This is a genomic window from Erythrobacter sp. JB2-19, from assembly GCF_057365005.1.
This window is the reverse complement of record NZ_CP200290.1, coordinates 3,108,492-3,126,088: the sequence shown is the minus strand read 5'-3', so window position 1 is coordinate 3,126,088 and position 17,597 is coordinate 3,108,492. Positions and strand designations below refer to the sequence as shown.

Annotated in this window: 18 protein-coding genes; 11 read left to right on the top strand and 7 right to left on the bottom strand. The window is 59.8% G+C overall.

The genetic code is table 11. The annotated features are described in order from the left end of the window. The first annotated feature begins 117 nt into the window (after nt 1-117). Together AC0V6O_RS14930 and AC0V6O_RS14925 are read left to right on the top strand one after the other, a co-directional pair. A complete protein-coding gene (locus AC0V6O_RS14930; protein WP_486145265.1) occupies nt 118-1,167 on the top strand; it encodes a diacylglycerol/lipid kinase family protein in 1,050 nt (349 codons plus the stop codon). After that, nucleotides 1,164-2,078 (top strand): hypothetical protein, encoded by a 915-nt coding sequence (locus tag AC0V6O_RS14925; RefSeq protein WP_486145263.1) that lies wholly within the window; start codon nt 1,164-1,166, stop codon nt 2,076-2,078. Before AC0V6O_RS14930 ends, AC0V6O_RS14925 begins: the two co-directional genes overlap by 4 nt. Before the next feature lie 3 nt (nt 2,079-2,081). Here AC0V6O_RS14925 and AC0V6O_RS14920 read toward each other — a convergent pair whose 3' ends face one another. Continuing rightward, a complete protein-coding gene (locus tag AC0V6O_RS14920; RefSeq protein ID WP_486145261.1) occupies nt 2,082-2,588 on the bottom strand; it encodes a DUF2141 domain-containing protein in 507 nt (168 codons plus the stop codon). A 286-nt stretch (nt 2,589-2,874) separates the two neighbouring features. On the opposite strand from AC0V6O_RS14920, the gene rpe reads away from it, so the two are divergent. The 6 genes from rpe to dxs all read left to right on the top strand — a co-directional run bounded on the left by rpe (nt 2,875) and on the right by dxs (nt 10,332). Next, nucleotides 2,875-3,537, top strand: a complete 663-nt coding sequence (gene rpe, locus AC0V6O_RS14915; RefSeq protein ID WP_486145259.1) for a ribulose-phosphate 3-epimerase — start codon at nt 2,875-2,877, stop codon at nt 3,535-3,537. Then, nucleotides 3,537-5,483, top strand: coding sequence for a heparinase II/III family protein (locus AC0V6O_RS14910; protein WP_486145257.1), 1,947 nt, complete (start codon nt 3,537-3,539; stop codon nt 5,481-5,483). Before rpe ends, AC0V6O_RS14910 begins: the two co-directional genes overlap by 1 nt. Nucleotides 5,484-5,502: 19 nt before the next feature. Further along, on the top strand, nt 5,503-6,912 hold the full coding sequence (gene purH / locus AC0V6O_RS14905; RefSeq protein ID WP_486145255.1) for a bifunctional phosphoribosylaminoimidazolecarboxamide formyltransferase/IMP cyclohydrolase: 1,410 nt from the start codon (nt 5,503-5,505) through the stop codon (nt 6,910-6,912). Nucleotides 6,913-7,554: 642 nt separating this feature from the next. Next, on the top strand, nt 7,555-7,740 hold the full coding sequence (locus AC0V6O_RS14900; RefSeq protein ID WP_486145253.1) for a hypothetical protein: 186 nt from the start codon (nt 7,555-7,557) through the stop codon (nt 7,738-7,740). A 71-nt stretch (nt 7,741-7,811) separates the two neighbouring features. Next, entirely contained in the window at nt 7,812-8,282 is a 471-nt protein-coding gene (locus AC0V6O_RS14895; protein WP_486145251.1) for a Fur family transcriptional regulator, read from the top strand. A gap of 115 nt (nt 8,283-8,397) precedes the next feature. Continuing rightward, nucleotides 8,398-10,332, top strand: a complete 1,935-nt coding sequence (gene dxs, locus AC0V6O_RS14890) for a 1-deoxy-D-xylulose-5-phosphate synthase (RefSeq protein ID WP_486145249.1) — start codon at nt 8,398-8,400, stop codon at nt 10,330-10,332. Between the two features lie 85 nt (nt 10,333-10,417). On the opposite strand, the gene AC0V6O_RS14885 is transcribed toward dxs, so the two are convergent. Next, nucleotides 10,418-11,062, bottom strand: coding sequence for an MOSC domain-containing protein (locus AC0V6O_RS14885; RefSeq protein ID WP_486145247.1), 645 nt, complete (start codon nt 11,060-11,062; stop codon nt 10,418-10,420). A gap of 14 nt (nt 11,063-11,076) precedes the next feature. Between AC0V6O_RS14885 and AC0V6O_RS14880 the strand changes: the two genes are divergently transcribed. After that, nucleotides 11,077-11,874, top strand: coding sequence for a crotonase/enoyl-CoA hydratase family protein (locus AC0V6O_RS14880; RefSeq protein ID WP_486145245.1), 798 nt, complete (start codon nt 11,077-11,079; stop codon nt 11,872-11,874). A gap of 6 nt (nt 11,875-11,880) precedes the next feature. Further along, nucleotides 11,881-12,711, top strand: a complete 831-nt coding sequence (locus AC0V6O_RS14875; protein WP_486145243.1) for an alpha/beta hydrolase — start codon at nt 11,881-11,883, stop codon at nt 12,709-12,711. Here AC0V6O_RS14875 and AC0V6O_RS14870 read toward each other — a convergent pair. Continuing rightward, nucleotides 12,708-13,382, bottom strand: a complete 675-nt coding sequence (locus AC0V6O_RS14870; RefSeq protein WP_486145241.1) for an NnrU family protein — start codon at nt 13,380-13,382, stop codon at nt 12,708-12,710. The genes AC0V6O_RS14875 and AC0V6O_RS14870 overlap by 4 nt on opposite strands. Before the next feature lie 61 nt (nt 13,383-13,443). Beyond that, the gene (locus AC0V6O_RS14865; protein ID WP_486145239.1) at nt 13,444-13,896 is read right to left on the bottom strand and encodes a PaaI family thioesterase; all 453 of its coding nucleotides are present in this window, start codon (nt 13,894-13,896) and stop codon (nt 13,444-13,446) included. A 112-nt stretch (nt 13,897-14,008) separates the two neighbouring features. Between AC0V6O_RS14865 and AC0V6O_RS14860 the strand changes: the two genes are divergently transcribed. Continuing rightward, entirely contained in the window at nt 14,009-14,362 is a 354-nt protein-coding gene (locus tag AC0V6O_RS14860) for a winged helix-turn-helix transcriptional regulator (protein ID WP_486145237.1), read from the top strand. 19 nt (nt 14,363-14,381) lie between these two features. Here the strand turns inward: AC0V6O_RS14860 and AC0V6O_RS14855 are convergent, their stop codons facing one another. The 3 genes from AC0V6O_RS14855 to AC0V6O_RS14845 are packed head-to-tail and all read right to left on the bottom strand — an operon-like array spanning nt 14,382 to nt 17,568. Then, a complete protein-coding gene (locus AC0V6O_RS14855; protein ID WP_486145235.1) occupies nt 14,382-14,882 on the bottom strand; it encodes an FKBP-type peptidyl-prolyl cis-trans isomerase in 501 nt (166 codons plus the stop codon). Beyond that, a complete protein-coding gene (locus AC0V6O_RS14850; RefSeq protein WP_486145656.1) occupies nt 14,879-16,174 on the bottom strand; it encodes an amidohydrolase family protein in 1,296 nt (431 codons plus the stop codon). Before AC0V6O_RS14850 ends, AC0V6O_RS14855 begins: the two co-directional genes overlap by 4 nt. Further along, nucleotides 16,174-17,568 carry an amidohydrolase gene (locus AC0V6O_RS14845; protein WP_486145233.1) on the bottom strand — a complete coding sequence of 465 codons (1,395 nt, stop codon included), beginning with the start codon at nt 17,566-17,568 and terminating at the stop codon, nt 16,174-16,176. Before AC0V6O_RS14845 ends, AC0V6O_RS14850 begins: the two co-directional genes overlap by 1 nt. Nucleotides 17,569-17,597: the final 29 nt, after the last annotated feature.

Genomic DNA, 17,597 nt, shown 5'->3' with positions numbered 1-17,597 from the left:
CGGGCTTGTCATCGGCAATTTAGCCCCGATGTAACCAGCCGCGCCCGCCAACCGTAACGTCAGCCGGGTGAGAAATTTCTGGCAGACTAACCCTGTTTGCCGCTAGGAGCCGCAATTATGGGCACGTCGATATACGAATTTCCGCAGAGTTCGCAGCCAGATGCTGCGCGCGGAGCCGTGTCTGCACCGGGATCAAAGCCGCGCCGCGCGCGCGCGCCGGGTGAAGTGCCAACCGTTGGCGTGATCTACAATCCGCGCAGCCACCGCAATAAGGGCCAGGATTTTGACTGCGGGATCAGCCCGGATGTCTTCATCGTTCAACCTGGTGATCGCAATCAACTGCCCCAGGCCCTGTCTAGCCTGGCGAAACGCGGGATTGATCTGCTCGTCATCAATGGTGGGGACGGCACAGTGCGTGATGTGCTGACCTGCGGACAGAGCATTTTTGGCGACGATTGGCCGCCAATTGCTGTGTTGCCTAAGGGTAAGACCAATGCGCTGACCGTTGATCTCGACGTGCCGCTCGATTGGACGCTGCAAGGCGCGATTGACGCGTTGGACAATGGCGGGCGGATTATGCGTCGCCCGATGGCGCTCACCGCGCTGACTGGACCAAAGGCGCGCGTCTTGGGTTTTATCATGGGTGCGGGCGCTTTTGCGCGGGCAACCACGCAAACTGGCCAAAGCGCGCACCGACTGGGCGCTTTCGATTCCGTTGTCGTTGCCGTGGCGACCGCTTGGGTGATCCTGCAATCGCTGCTCGGCTCGCGAGGCAATGTCTGGCGCCGCGGCGCTGAAATGGAACTTAGGCTTGGGCCGAACAGCGCCTTGATGGAGCATAGCGGCCACGGTGATCCCAAACGGCGGCAGCTGCTGTTTGCCTCCACTTTGGAGCGTTTGCCAGCGGGGCTTAAGCCATTTGGCAAGCTGACCAAGGGATTGCGGCTCGTCGCGCTTGATCAGATCTCTCGCCGGACCGCGGCTTTGCTGCCGATTTTAACGCGCGGTTGGACGCCGAAAAACCTGCGGGAACGCGGCATTCACCAGGTCAGCGCGCCCAGCTTTACACTCGATATTGATGGCCAGGTGATTTTGGACGGCGAGGCATTCCCGGCCGGGAAATATCGGATCGAGCAAAGCCAAGAGCTGGAATTCGTAACCCCGTGAACGCGCAGGAGCAGGCGCCAGCGGCGCTTGAGGCGCGCATCGCCAAACAATTGGCCGCGCCAATTGGCGATGAAGTGCACGCCTTTGCGGCCACTCTGGGCGAGGCAGCGGGTGCGCGGGCGGTGCTGTTCTATGGATCCAATTTGCGCACAGGATCGCTTGACGGTGTGCTCGATTTTTACGTGCTGCTTCCCGGTGATCAGATCGAGCGGATTTGGCCGCGCGTCAGCTATCATGAGCGAGAGATTGCCGGCGCGATCACTCTAAGGGCCAAAGTCGCGACCATGTCCTTGGCGGCCTTTGCGAAAGCGGCGGCAGGTGAGCTGACCGACACCACGATTTGGGCGCGCTTCGTTCAGCCCAGCGCGCTGATCTGGACCAGCGATGACGCCGCGCGGGCTGACGTCATGGCTGCTGCTGCGCAGGCGGCAATGACTGCGGCACGATTGGCGGCGGCACTAGGACCCGAAACTGGCAATGCGGAGGATTACTGGCGCGCACTGTTCCAGGCGACGTACGAAGCGGAATTCCGGGTCGAAAAAGCGGGGCGTGAGAACGATATTCTCTCGGTTAATGCGGAGCATTTTTCTGGCCTGCTGCCGCTTGCCCTTGCCGCGCAAGGCATCGCATTTGAGCGGGATGGTGAACGTTTGACGCCTCACCTCCCGGAAGCAGAGCGCGCGCGAACATTGGCCTGGTGGAGCAAGCGCAGGCGGCTTGGCAAACCGCTCAATTTCCTGCGCCTGATCAAGGCCAGCACGACCTTCGACGGCGCGGCGCGCTATGCCGCGTGGAAGGTGGAGCGCCACACCGGTATGCCGGTTGAAGTGACGCCGTTCCGTGAGAAATACCCGCTATTGGCGGCGCCCAGCGTGCTGTTTGCGCTGTGGCGGCACCGCCGTCAGGGTTGAGATCTAGCCGAAATACTTCATCTGAATGGCAATCGAACTGACGCCTGTGCCTGCGTTAAAGCGTGTCTTGCTGACACTCGGCTTACCCAGATTGAAGATATTGATCGACGGGTTGCGCGACATCGCGCCGCCATCCTGGCGAATATCGGTCTCGCCATTACCATTGGCATCGTGGCGCGCGGCAATTGCATAGCTGCCGCTAGCGGGCACGGGGACGCAGAACGTCATATTGCCTTTGCGCGCAGGCACCTCAATCCGGTTGAGCCAGCGTCCTTTCGCGAGCCATTCGGCCTTGGTGCCGCGATAGAGCTGCACCCGGACTTTGCCGGTTGCGCTTTTGATGCCGGACACGGTCACGCGCACCGCGGGCCCTTTGCCGGGCGCGCATTGGCGCATGTCGTTGGAGATCTTCTGGCGATATTCTCCCTGCGCGGCCGCCGGAGTGGACAGCGCAGCAGCGCCTGCCAGCGCCAGTCCAAGCGCGCTCAATCCTGCGAAAATAGTCTTCATACTAACCTTCAATTCTGTCTTTTGCCCCCGCTGCGCCGTTTTGAGACGCAGCGTTTCTGGCCCATTGCCGGGCCCGTATGACAATGCTTATGGCCGTGCCGCGCTGAATTGCGGCTGAATTTGTCTGATTTGATGCGTTCAGGCTTGGTAGAGGCGCAGCTCGGCTTAACTCCCGTGGAAAAGGGCAAAACGGCTGTTGTTAGCCGATTCTGCGCACCCTTACTTCGGCATTAACCTGGCATAGTGCAAATTTCGTGTCGCTAGGACACACGGCAATGGACCCGTCATGGCAGCACCGCTGATTTCTCCCTCTATTCTATCGGCTGATTTTTCGCAGCTTGGCACGGAAGTGCGCGCGATCGATGAGGCTGGTGCCGATTGGATCCACATTGATGTGATGGACGGCCATTACGTGCCCAATATCACTATCGGTCCTGATGTGGTGAAGGCGCTGCGCCCGCACACGGCCAAGACATTCGATGTACATTTGATGATTTCGCCGGTTGATCCCTATCTAGAGGCATTCGCTGAGGCGGGTGCGGATATCATCACCGTTCACCCAGAGGCTGGGCCGCATTGCCACCGGACGCTGCAGGCGATCCGGGCGCTGGGCAAAAAGGCGGGCGTGGTTTTGAACCCCGGTACGCCGGTGGATGTGCTCGATAATCTCATTGACCTTGCCGACCTGATCCTGGTCATGAGCGTCAATCCCGGCTTTGGTGGGCAGAGCTTCATTCATTCGCAATTGGCCAAGGTTGAGCGCATTCGCGCGATGATTGATGCCACGGGCCGCGACATCCACCTAGAAGTGGACGGCGGGGTAAACCCGGAAACCGCGCGGCTGTGCGTTGACGCTGGGGCTGATGTGCTGGTCGCTGGGTCTGCCACGTTTAAAGGTGGGCCAGATTATTACGCCTCCAACATTTCAGCACTTAAGGGCGAGGGGTGATGGATTCGCTGTTTCGCGACACTGAGGGGGAGGCCCGCGACGAAGCAGGCGTAAATGCACCCGTTCAGTCCAGCGAAACAGAAACGGATGAGCGCCAGCCCAGTCTTGCGATCCCGCTGCCCGATGGTGATGAGCGGTTGATTGCACCGACTGGTGATGGTCCTGACGGCGCACACAAATATGGCGAGACCCCTGCTCCATTGGCCGCCGACCGCGCGCTCGCGCTAACCGATGTCATTGCCCCGCGGGCCAGCCCGGGTGAGGCTATGCTCCGCTTTGCTTACCGTCTTGGAGTGCCGGGTCATGCTCTGTCGGCTCCGTTTCGTCGCCCGCGCAAGACGCGCGTTTTGGCAACGGTCGACAGCCCGCTCAAAGGGGACCGGTCTTCTGGTATTGCGCTGAGGGCGGGGCATTTCCTGATCAATGGTGCGAAATTGCCCATCGCCCGGGTTGAATTTGATTCCTCCAATCGCCTTGGCCCCGTGTTTGATCAGCTGGTTCACGGATTTGGCTGGCTGCGCGATCTCGCGTGCAGCGCACCGCGCGAAGACTGCGTGCCTGTGGCTGAGCGGATCACACGTGCCTGGCTCAATGCCTGCCCATCGACCGGCAAAGGCCGGGCATGGGATGTGGAGCTGACCGGGCAAAGACTGCTCGCCTGGCTGGTTCATGCGCCGCTGGTGCTGGCGGGCGGCGATCCAAAGCTCAAGGCGCGGCTGCTCAGCGTGATCGAGGATACTGCGCGCTGGCTTGATCGTAATGTCTCGAACAGCGGGGTCAGCGGCCTGGGTCAGCTTGCGGGCTGGTCCGCGATCACTGCTGCGGGATTGCTGCTGCCAGAGGGGCGCCCTCGCCGGCTTTTTGGCGAGGCTGGCCTGATCCGTGCACTGGGCGATCTGGTGGCGGAAGATGGCGGCGTGTTGTCGCGCTGTCCCGATGCCCAAATGCTCAGCCTCGCGCTGCTGATCGATCTCGACGCTTGCTATGAAGCGGCGAATATTGAGCCTCCGCAAGCCTTTGGTGTGATGCGCGAATTGCTCGTGCCGCCGCTTTTAACCTTGCGCCACGGCGATGGAGCTCTGGGCAATTGGCAGGGCAATGGTGCGATCAGCGCGGACCGGGTTTCGGCCTTGATTGCGGCCAGCGGCATTCGTGCTCGTCCGCTAAAAGATGTCGAACATTGGGGGTATCAGCGGCTGCGCGGCGGCCAAACGGTGGTGCAATTTGACGCAGCCCCGCCGCCCCGTGCGCGCCATACCCGCTGCGGCTGCGCATCCACATTGGCGTTTGAAATGTCCGACGGGCCTCAGCGTCTGGTCGTCAATTGCGGTGGTTCGGCGCTGGCTGGCGGCCAAATTCCTGCACGCATTCGCCAGGGCCTGCGCGCGACGGCGGCGCATTCCACTCTGGTGCTAAACGATGCCAATTCCACTGCGGTCAAACTGCATGGTAAGCTGGGCAAAGGTGCCGAACTGGTCGAGGTTGAGCGGCGCCTGATTGGCGAGGGCAGCTCTGGCAAAGGCAGCCATGCGGCGGTTTTGATCGAAGCCAGTCACGATGGCTATGCCGCCCGCTTTGGCTTGACGCATCGTCGCACATTGGCGCTGCGCAGCGACGGCACGGAGCTGTCCGGTCAGGACGTATTGCTGCCTGCTTCGCGCAAGACCAAGCGGGGCAAGATCAGCTTTGCCATCCGTTTCCACCTGGGGCGCGGGGTTGAGGTGCATCTGTCCGATGATAAGCGCGGGGCGAGCCTGCTGCTGCCAGATGGCGGCCTGTGGCAATTCCGCATGCGCGGCGATGATGAGATGGCGACTTTGAATTGCGAAGACAGTCTCTGGGTCGACGGCGCGGGCGCGCCGCATGCGACCGAGCAATTGGTTATCGAAGGTATGACATCGCGCAGTGGAGGGGAATTCTCCTGGCTGCTTAAGAAAATGGGGTAAGGCCCAAGGGCCGACATCTATGGCTGATAAAACGATCAAACGGGCACTGCTTTCGGTGTCCGACAAAAGCGGATTGGCAGAGCTGGGCAAGGCCCTGGCAGAGCGAGGCGTTGAGCTGGTCAGCACTGGCGGCACGGCAAAGGCGCTGCGTGAGGCAGGGCTGGAAGTGCGGGATGTTTCTGAACTCACTGGCTTTCCAGAGATGATGGATGGCCGGGTGAAGACCCTGCATCCGACGGTGCATGGCGGATTGCTCGCGCTACGCGACAATGACGAACACGTTGCCGCGATGAATCAGCACAGCATTGGCGCGATCGATCTGGTTGTCGTCAATCTCTACCCGTTTGAAGCTACCGTTGCGAAGGGAGCGGATCGGGCCGAGATCATCGAGAATATAGACATTGGCGGGCCTAGCATGGTTCGCTCTGCGGCGAAGAACCACGGCTTTGTGACGATCATGACCGATGCCGCTGATTACGCAGAGCTGCTGGAAGAGCTAGACACCAATGACGGCGCGACGTCAGATGCGTTTCGCATCCGTATGGCGGGCAAAGCCTATGCCCGCACGGCCGCCTATGACGCAGCGATCGCCAATTGGTTTGCCTTTGGCGACGCCTTTACCAATCCGCTGGGCGCAGAGGCGCTGAAAGCGACGCCCTTTGTCGACACCATGCCACTGGCGTTCAAACGTTCAGACACTTTGCGTTACGGCGAGAACCCGCATCAGCAGGCGGCGGTCTATGTTCCGCAATCCGCCGGTGCAGCGGGCGTTCCGCAGGCGGAGCAATTGCAGGGTAAGGCGCTCAGCTATAACAATTTGAACGATGCCGATGCGGCACTGGAATTGGCCGCAGAATTTGCGGGCAGCGACCCAGCGGTTGTGATCGTCAAGCACGCCAACCCTTGCGGCGTCGCCCAAGGTTCCAGCCTTGTCGAGGCATGGGATGCGGCGCTCAAATGCGACAGTGTCTCTGCCTTTGGCGGGATTGTGGCGGTCAATACAGAGCTGGACGGCGCGACCGCAGAGCAGATCGCCAGTATCTTCACTGAAGTCATCATCGCGCCAAAGGTGAGCGCTGAGGCGCGTGAAATTTTCTCCAGGAAGAAGAATTTGCGCGTGCTCGAATGTGGCACTTTGCCGGATCCGCGCCGCGGCGGCTTTATGATGAAGACCATTGCGGGCGGTATGCTGTTGCAGATGCGTGACAATGGTGCTGTCCGGCCGGACGATCTGAAAGTGGTGACCAAGCGCGCGCCGACGGAGCAAGAGTTGAAGGATTGCCTGTTCGCCTGGACAGTTGCTCGGCATGTGAAGTCCAACGCAATTGTCTATGCTAAGGACGGGGCGACCGCTGGTATTGGCGCTGGCCAAATGAACCGGCGCGATCTCGGCCCGAATCGCCGCGATCAAAGCGGCAGAAGCGGCTGAGACCTATGAATGGGATGCGCCGCGCACTCAGGGCAGTGCAGTTGCTTCAGACGCTTTCTTCCCGTTTGCTGATGGGCTGATCTCAGCCGCTGAAGCGGGGGCGACCGCCGTCATTCAACCGGGCGGATCGATCCGCGATGAGGAAGTGATCGCAGCAGCAGATGAGGCAGGCCTGGCGATGGTATTAACCGGGATGCGGCACTTTAGGCATTAGTTTGTTGCGAGGGCGCATCCGCGCCCTCGTCCTCGGCGATATTCCTCCGCTTCGCTAGGGATCGCCTGCGGGCGCCCGGTCGGACTTGCGGTCGGCTAGTCGCCGACCGAGTTTCGCGACCAAAGCAGTAGAATTGGACTGAATCGACGCCGTAGGCGTCGCAAGGGCGACTGCCCGCCCGGAGCGCTTTGCGCGGAGGATAGCCAAGTGAGCGGATGCGAACGCCGGCGCTTGAGGCGAAACAAAAAACCCGAGGAAATCGCAGCACGCAGGTGCTGCGGAAAACGAGAAGGCAACTTTTTGCGCGTTCACCCGTAACCTTTGCGAGTGATTTAGCGAAACACAGTCTGAAGCCATCGTTCACGAGTTGGAAAGCGCTGGGTGCTAAAGCCCTCCGCTGACAACAACCAAACCGCAAGAGACGCCCCATGGGACTGTTCAAATCTGACCTTTATCGTAGCTTCGCCGTCGGCTTTGCCGTTGGCGCTGTTCTGGTGGGTTTGAGTGCAACCGATGGGTTGAGCGGCGAATTCGCTAGCCCGGCTCAGGCGGCCGAAATGCAGAAATTTGATCCGGTTCCAGCTTCAAGCGAGTTTATCATCGCGGCTGAGTAAGTCCGTGACGACTTAGATCTGTTCCCCATACATCTGGCGTAATCTGCCAAGCATGGCTATATCCATGAGCCATGGCAACAGCGCACGACCACCATTCACACGAAGAGCATTCTGGCGAGAACCTGATTGAGGCCGCCCGAACCGCATTAATCGCGGCGGGCGAGCAATGGACCGGCATGCGCGAGGCGGTGTTCACCGAGCTCGCCAAGCATGAACGGCCTGCCTCCGCTTACGATATAGCCGACAACCTTTCTGCATCGCGTGGAAAGCGTGTTGCGCCCAACAGCGTCTATCGTATCCTTGATCTGTTCGTGAGCAACAATCTCGCGCTAAGGGTAGAAAGCGCAAATGCCTATCTTGCGAACACGCATCCTGGCTGCGCCCATGATTGCATCTTCCTCGTCTGCGACGAATGCGGCGATACCGCGCATATTGACGATGATGAAGTCAGCCGCACAGTGCGCAGCCTTGCCAGCGCGCGGGATTTTCAAACGCGCCGCCCGGTGTTGGAGATTCGCGGTCTGTGCCGCGCATGCACCTAAACGACAGGTGGGCGACACAGCGTTGCATTTGCCGCATGCGATAGCGATAAACCGTGCCTCACTAGCGACAAAGCGTTCATCGACAGTTTTGTTTTGAAGGTGTAAGGCTCTTCAAATGACATCCAAGCCTGACACTCCGCTGCTCGATACCGTCGATAATCCTGCGCAACTTCGGGAGCTTAAGGCCGAGCAACTCCGCCAACTTTCCGATGAATTGCGCGAAGAGATGATTGATGCGGTCAGCGTCTCTGGCGGGCATCTCGGCTCTGGTCTTGGCGTGGTCGAACTGACCGTGGCGATCCATTATGTGTTCAATACGCCCGACGATAAGCTGGTGTGGGACGTGGGCCACCAATGCTACCCGCACAAAATCCTGACCGAGCGTCGTGACCGCATTCGCACCTTGCGTAGCGGCGGCGGCCTGTCTGGTTTCACGAAGCGGACGGAAAGCGAATATGATCCGTTTGGCGCCGCGCACAGCTCCACCTCGATCTCGGCTGCGCTCGGCTTTGCGGTGGCGAACAAGTTGAAGGGTGAGCCGGGGCGCGGGATCGCGGTAATCGGCGATGGCGCGATGAGCGCCGGCATGGCCTATGAGGCGATGAACAATGCGGCTCAGGCCGGCAACCGCTTGGTCGTGATCCTCAATGACAATGACATGTCGATTGCGCCGCCAGTTGGCGGACTGTCGGCCTATCTTGCGCGGATGGTCTCCTCTAGCGAGTATCTCGGCCTGCGCAGTCTTGCGAGCCGGGCGGTCAAGAAAATGAGCCGCCGGATGCATGAAGCGATCGGCAAGGCAGAGGAATACACGCGCGGCATGGTGACCGGCGGCACTTTGTTTGAAGAGCTAGGCTTTTATTATGTCGGCCCGATCGATGGCCACAATCTCGATCATCTCATCCCAGTGCTGGAAAATGTGCGCGACACATCCGAAGGCCCGGTTTTGATCCATGTCGTTACCACCAAGGGTAAGGGATACAAATTCGCTGAGGAAAGCGCCGACAAATATCACGGCGTACCGAAGTTTGACGTGGTCACAGGTGAGAAGAAGAAGGGTGCTGCTGGACCGCCCGCGTACCAAAACGTGTTTGGGGACACTCTGGCGAAGCTGGCCGAGACGGATGATCGGATCTGTGCGATTACCGCTGCCATGCCATCCGGTACCGGGGTGGACCGCTTTGCCACCGCGCATCCGGAGCGCAGCTTTGACGTCGGCATTGCTGAACAGCACGGCGTCACCTTTGCCGCTGGGTTGGCGGCGCAGGGCATGCGGCCCTTCGCAGCGATTTACTCAACCTTCCTTCAGCGCGCCTATGACCAGGTGGTGCATGATGTCGCGATCCAGAACCTGCCAGTGCGCTTCGCGATTGACCGCGCAGGCCTGGTCGGAGCCGATGGCGCGACCCATGCGGGCAGTTTCGACATCACCTATCTCGCCACTCTGCCGAATATGGTGGTGATGGCGGCGGCTGACGAAGCAGAGCTGGCGCATATGACCTACACTGCGGCGGAATATGACGAGGGGCCAATCGCCTTCCGCTATCCGCGTGGTAGTGGCGTTGGTGTACCTATGCCAGAGACACTGCAGAAGCTGGAAATCGGCAAAGGCCGGATCGTGCGTGAGGGCAGCAAGGTTGCAATCCTCTCGCTCGGCGCACGCTTGGAAGAGGCCAAGAAGGCCGCCGATCAGCTAGAGGCGAAGGGCCTGTCGACGACCATCGCCGACATGCGCTTTGCCAAGCCGTTGGATGAGGATTTGATCGCCAGACTGATGCGCACGCATGAGGTTGTGGTGACGGTCGAAGAGGGCGCGATTGGCGGGCTGGGCGCGCATGTGCTGACCTATGCCAGCGATGAAGGCCTAACCGATGGCGATAGCGGCACCGCTTTGAAGGTCCGCACTTTGCGCCTGCCCGATACGTTCATCGATCAGGATTCGCCGGATAAGCAATATGACGAAGCAGGCCTCAACGCGCCGCAAATCGTCGATTGCGTGCTAAAAGCGCTGAAGCACAATTCAGCAGCGGTGGAAGGTGCGCGGGCTTAGAATTGGTTGGGTAGCGCTGGCGGCCGACCGTCCAATTGCAGAATAGCATAGCCGCTTTAGAAGCTCTTGAGCTCGGTCGCTGTGTTTAGACACGCTCAAGCGGCAAGAAAGGCGGGTTTGGCAACTCGACTTCAATGTTGTTCCCGGGACGGACCGTTCCGCCTTGCAGCACAATGGCCATAATTCCAGACTTGCGTATCAACTCACCGTTTGCTCCTTTATCGAGCACGGCTGCGAGAAGACCTTTCTGAAATCTGTCAATTTGAGCGCAGGGGTTGCGCAGCCCAGTCACTTCCAATTGAACCTCTTTCCCGATCTTCAGGATAGTGCCGCGCGGCAGCCCGAGCAGGTCAATTCCTCTAGTGGTAATGTTCTCACCCAAGTCGGCTGGCATAATTGTGAATCCCTTTTCGGCAACTTCATCGAAAAGCTCTGAGTGGATCAAATGCACTTGGCGGAGATTTGCTTGAGTTGGATCAACTTTGACTCGCGATCGGTGCTTCACCGTCTTCCCGTTATGCGCGTCATCTTCAACGCCCAGGCCAGCAATGATCGCGATTTCCGGCACAATTTGCTTGGAAAAATTGTGGCCTGCATCTTTGGCAACTGCGACTATTTTCCCGAGCACTTCTTTGGACCTCGCAACTTCTTGGCATCTAGCTTTACCTAACCGCAGCAAGAAAGGCGATGGGCTGCCAACTCTGCCGGGGTGACGAAGCGGATAAGACATGGCAGAGACGCCAAATGACCCTCCTAAAGATAACCCGTGACGGTCCCGTCACCACACTGACCATCGACCGCGCGGACACCATGAATCCGCTGGGTGCGCCCGGCGATGGCGATGAATTTCGCGCCGCTTGTGATGCGATCAACCGCGATATGGACGTGCGCTGCGTCATACTGACTGGGGCTGGTCGTGCCTTTTCGGCGGGTGGCGATGTTAAAGCGATGCAGAGCAAGACCGGTACGTTCGGTGGGTCGGCGCCCTCCATATCGGACGGTTATCGCGACAATATCCATCTGATGTTGCGGGCACTTTACGGCCTGCGTGTGCCCGTGATCGCGGCGGTCAATGGCCCGGCAATCGGGCTTGGCTGTGATGTCGCCTGCCTTGCCGATATTCGCATCGCCTCCGACAAAGCGAAATTCGGTGTCACCTTCCTAAAGCTCGGCATTATTCCCGGCGATGGCGGCACTTGGATCCTGCCGCGCGTCATCGGGCAAAGCCGTGCGTCCGAGCTGTTTTACACCGGCGATGTGATCGGCGCAGCTAAGGCGGAAGAATGGGGCTTGGTCAGCCGCGTGGTCGAACACGACATTTTGATGGATGAGGCCCGCGCCTTGGCGACCAAAGTCGCGGCCATGCCGCCGCATGCCCTACGCCATGCCAAGATGCTGCTGCGCCAGGGTCAACAAGTCAGCTACGACAGTGCTCTCGAAATGGCGGCCAACACCCAAGCGCTGATGCACACGACCGACGATCATGCCGAAGGTGTCGCGGCCTTGATTGAGAAGCGCGTGCCTGAGTTCAAAGGCGAATAGTTCAGCATGACTGCGATCCTGATCCGCTTGCTGGTGGTGGGCGCGGCGCTGTATCTGGCGTTGATTATTCTGCTTTGGACGATGCAAGCGAAGATGATCTATCCTGCCCCGCAGGAGGCCGCACCGCTGATCCCCGGTTATGAAGAGGTATCGCTGACAACCGAGGATGGCTTGGCATTGCGAGCGTTCTATCGTGCGGCGAGCGACGGCTTACCAACGCTGGTGTACTTCCACGGCAATGGGGGATCACTGACCGGAGCGGGCGTGGCCAATGCTGCGCTGGCAGAACACGGATTTGGCGTGCTGATGGTCGAGTACCGCGGCTATGGCGGCAATCCGGGTGAACCGTCCGAGGAAGGTCTCTATAAAGATGGCGATGCGGCCATTGCTTGGATGAGCGCGCTCGGCATACCGGCTGCGCAAACCGTGATTGTTGGCAATTCCATTGGCGGCGGGGTGGCGACGGAAATGGCTCTGCGCCATGATCCAGCGGCGCTGATCCTGGTGTCGCCGTTCACGTCTCTGCCAGAGGCAGCAGCGGCGAATCTTTGGTGGCTCCCGGCAAAGCCACTGGTCCGTGATCAATATCGCAATCTGGATAAGATTACGCAGCTCAGCATTCCGGTGCTGGTGCAGCACGGAACAAGAGATGGCCTAATCCCGCAAAGACAGGGCCGCGCTTTGGCTGAAGCGGCGTCCAATGCTCAGTTTCAATCCTTCGATGGGCTGGGCCACGAGCTGTCGTTTGTGCGTAGCTCTGGCGAGGCGCGGGCCGATTGGATTTTCGCTCTGGAACTGACGGCCGCAAACGATGTGGCGGAGCGAGTGTTGCCCTAAAACCAACGCCAGATGCCTGCGGAAATTCCACCGAGCGGCGTGTGCAGCCAGCTCAGGAACACGAACAGGATCAGCCCGGCGGTCCATGGCAAAGCGCCCGCACCGAACAGCTTGCTCCAACGCGGCCAATAGCTTGTCTTGCTTTCCCATTGCACCCAAGCATCACCCATTAGGACTTGCTTCTTGCGATCCTGCATTTTCGCGCCCACGAGCGCCAGAAACCCCATCGACAGCGCAACGATTATGGTGCGCCAGGACCACAGAAGGATGATGTGCGATGCCGCCCACAGAGCAAAGCTCCACATCATCGGGTGCCGGGTGACGGCGAAAATACCCTTGGGCTCGGCACGGGCTTGCTCCTCTGCCATGGGAGTGGGCAAGGCCGGATTGCTGATGTAGGACCCGGCGAACAAGACCAGCGCTGGCAAGATCAGCAAAGTCGCGATGATCCATCCGATCTCACCTGATCCGGGCAAGTCGCCGCCCGGCGCCTCCACAAAGGCGAAATAGACCCAAGCGAGCGTCGCCGCGCCTACGAGCGAGTAGAGGATCTGGAAACCGATTTTGCCTGTTATGCGGACGAGGCCCGCGCGCAGCGGGTGCGACATGGCAAAATGCGTGCCGACAAAGGCGGCGTTGGCGACGGCGAGTTCAACCAAAGCGCTATTCATGAAGGACAGTCTAACATTGAAGAGGCTCGTGCGGCAAATCGCCTCGGCTATGCGGCGAGTGTCACGGCACTGTTTGTGAGGGTATGCCGGTTGGAATGATGGTCGCCTGCGCTGTGGCCACGTGCTGGGCCTCATCTCCGCCTTCGCTCCAAACGTCGGCTCGGACAACGACTTGGCGTTTGCCCGGTTTGATCACTATACCTTTCGCGCGCAGCCTTGCGCCCTTGGCAGGGCGCAGGAAATTGATCGTATAACTTCCGGTGACAACGTCGCCCACAACAGAAGCGCCGGCCCAGGCGCAGGCATTGTCGGCCATCAAACCGACGATTGCCCCATGCGCAAAGCCGTGATGCTGCTGCATTTCAGGCCGCAGTTCTAGGGTTAGCTCGCTTTCGCCCTGCCACACTTTGATCGGCTCCACGTCCAGCCAGTTGCTGAAGCCTGATTTCTTGACCGCGACCGCTTTCATATAAGCGATGGCGGCATCTGGGCTGTCAAATCGGCTCCGGCTCATAAGGTTTCTCCACATAAAGTCTGTAAAACAGATGTTATGTGTCACTTGCTATGATTTCACGCAAGTCTGATATACAGACACATCAAAGACACTGGCTTTCAGGAATGCCTGTATGAAGACGTATCGTGCCTCCCGCGCCCCATGCCCAATTGGCCGTGCAGCGCGGCTTCTGGGAGACCGCTGGATCTTGCTGATCTTGCGAGAGGCGTTCTTGGGCGCTGAGCGATTTGAAGAATTCATTGCTCGGCTCGACGTCAACCGGGCTGCTCTCACATCGCGCCTTGCGATCCTGCAAGAAGCGGGGCTGATCATACGCGAACCCGCGACAGGAAAGCGCGCACGCTATCTACTTACCGAAAGCGCTTGCGCCTTGGTCCCGCTCTATGCCGAGATGGCCAAATGGGGTGCAGAGCACCTATTCGATGACGGCGAAGCGCCGGGGCACTGGTCCGCCGCGTCGGCCTGACTTGCCTGCGCAGCCGCTCCTATTCAGCGATCCCGATCAGCTCCACTTTGAAGATCAGCGTTGCATTGCCCGGAATAGACCTGCTGCCTTGTGCTCCATAGGCAAGATCTGCCGGAACAGCGATTTCAATGGTCTCACCCACTGCCATTTGCGGGATGGTAAGCTGCCACGCCGGGATCAGCCGCGCCAGTGGGAATGTGGCTGGCTGTCCGCGCCGATAGGAGCTGTCAAATACAGTCCCATCGATCAGCGCGCCTTCGTAATGAACTGTGACAGTGTCCGAGACGCTGGGGCGGTTTTCGCCGCCATTGTACTCCAGCCAGCGCCAACGAATGCCGCCATCGATATAGCGCCAACCATCGGCGGGTTTCAGGCCCAGCAGATAGGTTTGCTGAGCGGTGTGCCATGACAGGCTCTGCGCATTGTCAGCGGTGCTTTCCGGCGCTTCGCCTTGCGCGAAGACGGGCGTGGTGGCGAGGAGTGAGGCGCACAAAGCGGCGCTAGCGAGAACCCGGCTCACCAGTCATACGCCTTTGGCAACTGGCTCTCATCCAGATCGAGATAGCGTTTGGCCAGCTCGCTCTGATGATTGTCCAGCGGTTGTTCGATACCGGCAATGAACACTCGGCTTGGCACAGAATCGACCTCCAAGGGGTCGCCGTCCCAGATCACGACGTCGCCGATTGCGCCCGCTTTCAGAACGCCGAACTTGCCGCCATGTCCAGCAATCTCCGCCGGAATGGAGCTGATCGTGGCGAAGGCCTGACCCCAGGAAAGTCCGCTCGCGCCGGGAACCTTGCCCAAGGCCACAAGGTTGCCAGCAAATTGTGCGGCGCTACGTGGATGGCCATCTGTGCCCCCGGACATTCGCCCAATCGCAACCTTCACGCCCGCCGCCGCCATGCGGCCAACATTGGACTGGGTCGCGCCCAACTGCTCAAAGCTGGCAGGCAGATCATCGAGCGCATCGGCGATCACCGGCACGCGGGCAGCGGCAATTTCGCTCGCAACCAGCCAGCCCTCGCTTGCGCCAACCAGCACCAGATCAAGCTTTGGATAGGTCCGCTTCAGGCCCAGCACATTGCGAATATCGGCGGCGCGCTCAATCTCGACATAGAGCTGCTGCGAGCCATTGATCACCGGCACCAGAGCGGCGGCGTCTGCGCGGGTAAGCAGCGCTTCCTCGCCCTCCCACGATCCAGAGGCAAAGGCACGGGCTTCGCGCAACGCGTTTTCCAGCTCAACGTAGGCGGCCGTGCGGCTGCCTCCGGATAGGCGCGCACCCGTCTCGCCAAGATCGACCAGTTGGAAAGCCCTGGCTTGCATCACGGCATTGGCATCAGCCCCAAGGTCAATCACTGCGCCCTGTCCCGCGAACAGCGAATTGCCGTGCGACGGAGTAACCAGCGCTCGGGTGACGCCGCCAGCGCGGCTGACCTTCACATGCTGAGAGCTGGGATTGATCGCCGGTGCCACATCAAGCGCCGCGTTGAAACGAGCATCGCCTGCTGACTTGTCATTGCTCGCGCCAACTGCGCCCACATCATACAGGCCGAGGTCAGTCACCGCCGCTACAATACCAGGCGTGACGAACGCACCGCCTGCATCGATTGTTGGAATATTGGCGGGCACTGGAGCGTTGGGGCCAACGACCGATACCGTTCCATTGCGGACGATGACCCGGCTACCGGCGACAGGCTCGCTGCCATCACCGTTGGCGACCGTGGCATTGACGATGGCGACATCTTGCGCAGCGGCAGGAGCGGCAAGTGCGATGGCGGCACAGGCCGCGCTGGTCAAAAGACGCTTCATCATTTCACATCTCCTGCACCGGGTTGGCCAAGCTCAAAATCGCTCACCGGCCTGCGTTTTGGATCATTCGCGTCGTAGAGCAGCGCGCCATCGACCCAGACTTTCTCTGGGCGTGAATACACACTCAGCGGATCGCCATTCCACAGTACGACGTCGGCCATTTTGCCGGACTCAAGGCTGCCGGTCATATCGTCAATGCCCATCGCCTTGGCTGCGTTCAAAGTGATCCAGCTGATCACATCGGCATCGCTGATGTTGACCCCCATGCGAGCGCCAGCGGCCTGCGCTTTCGCAGCTTCTTGGTTCAAACGCTGGATTGAGTTTTCATCATCTGAGTGGATGACCACACAGGCGCCTTCGCGTTGAAGATAGGCGGCGTTTTGCGGAATGCCGTCATAGCTTTCCATCTTAAAGCCGTACCAATCGGCCCAGATCGCGCTGCACACGCCGTTTTCGCGCAGCAGATCGCCGATCTTATAGGCTTCAACCGCATGGTGAAACGCGCTGACTTTATAGCCCATTTCCTTGGCCATATCCATCACCAGCGCCATCTCATCCGCGCGGTAGCAATGGTTGTGAACCAGGATATCACCGTCTAGCACGCCGACCAATGTTTCCTTGCCAAGATCACGCTTGGGATCATCGTTCTCAGCGTAGGCGATCGCATCAAGCCAGGTCTGGCGATTGACTGCGAAATTGCCCATCCGCGTCGAAGGCTTGCGCCCGCGCCCGCCATAGACGCGCTTTGGATTCTCGCCGCAGGCCATTTTAAAGCCGTATGGTGCGCCAGGGAACTTCATGCCTTGTACCGTGCGGCTGGGCACATTTTTGAGCGTTACAGAACGCCCCCCCATCAAATTGGCAGAGCCGGGCAGGATCTGCAGTGACGTGATCCCGCCATTGGCCATCGCACGGCTGAAGCCGGGATCTTGCGGCCAGACCGAATGCTCGGTCCAAACGTCCGGCGTGGTGGGCGAGGTGGCTTCATTGCCATCGCCATGCGCGGGGACCGACGGGGTGGGATAATCGCCCAGGTGCGAGTGAATATCGATGATGCCAGGCGTTACGAACTTATCCGAGCCATCCACGACATTGGCGACCTCTGGCGGCGCCGTGGTTGGCCCGCCAACAGCAACGATCTTGCCATCGCGAAAATGCACCCAGCCATTGTCAATCTTCCCGCCTGTACCGTCAAAGACGGTGGTCGGGATGATCAAGGTGTCGGCACCGGGATAGGCGCGATAGGTTGAAGGGAAGGGCACGTTGCCGTCTTCACCCAGAAACTCCGTACGCGTATCGCCAGTATCGGCGGCGGAGGCCGATTGGACCGAACTCTCGCCGGACGATCCGGCCGCAGTGCAGGCGCTGAGCGCAAAAGCGCCCCCCACACACATGAGAAGCGCTTTTGCTCGCATCATATTAC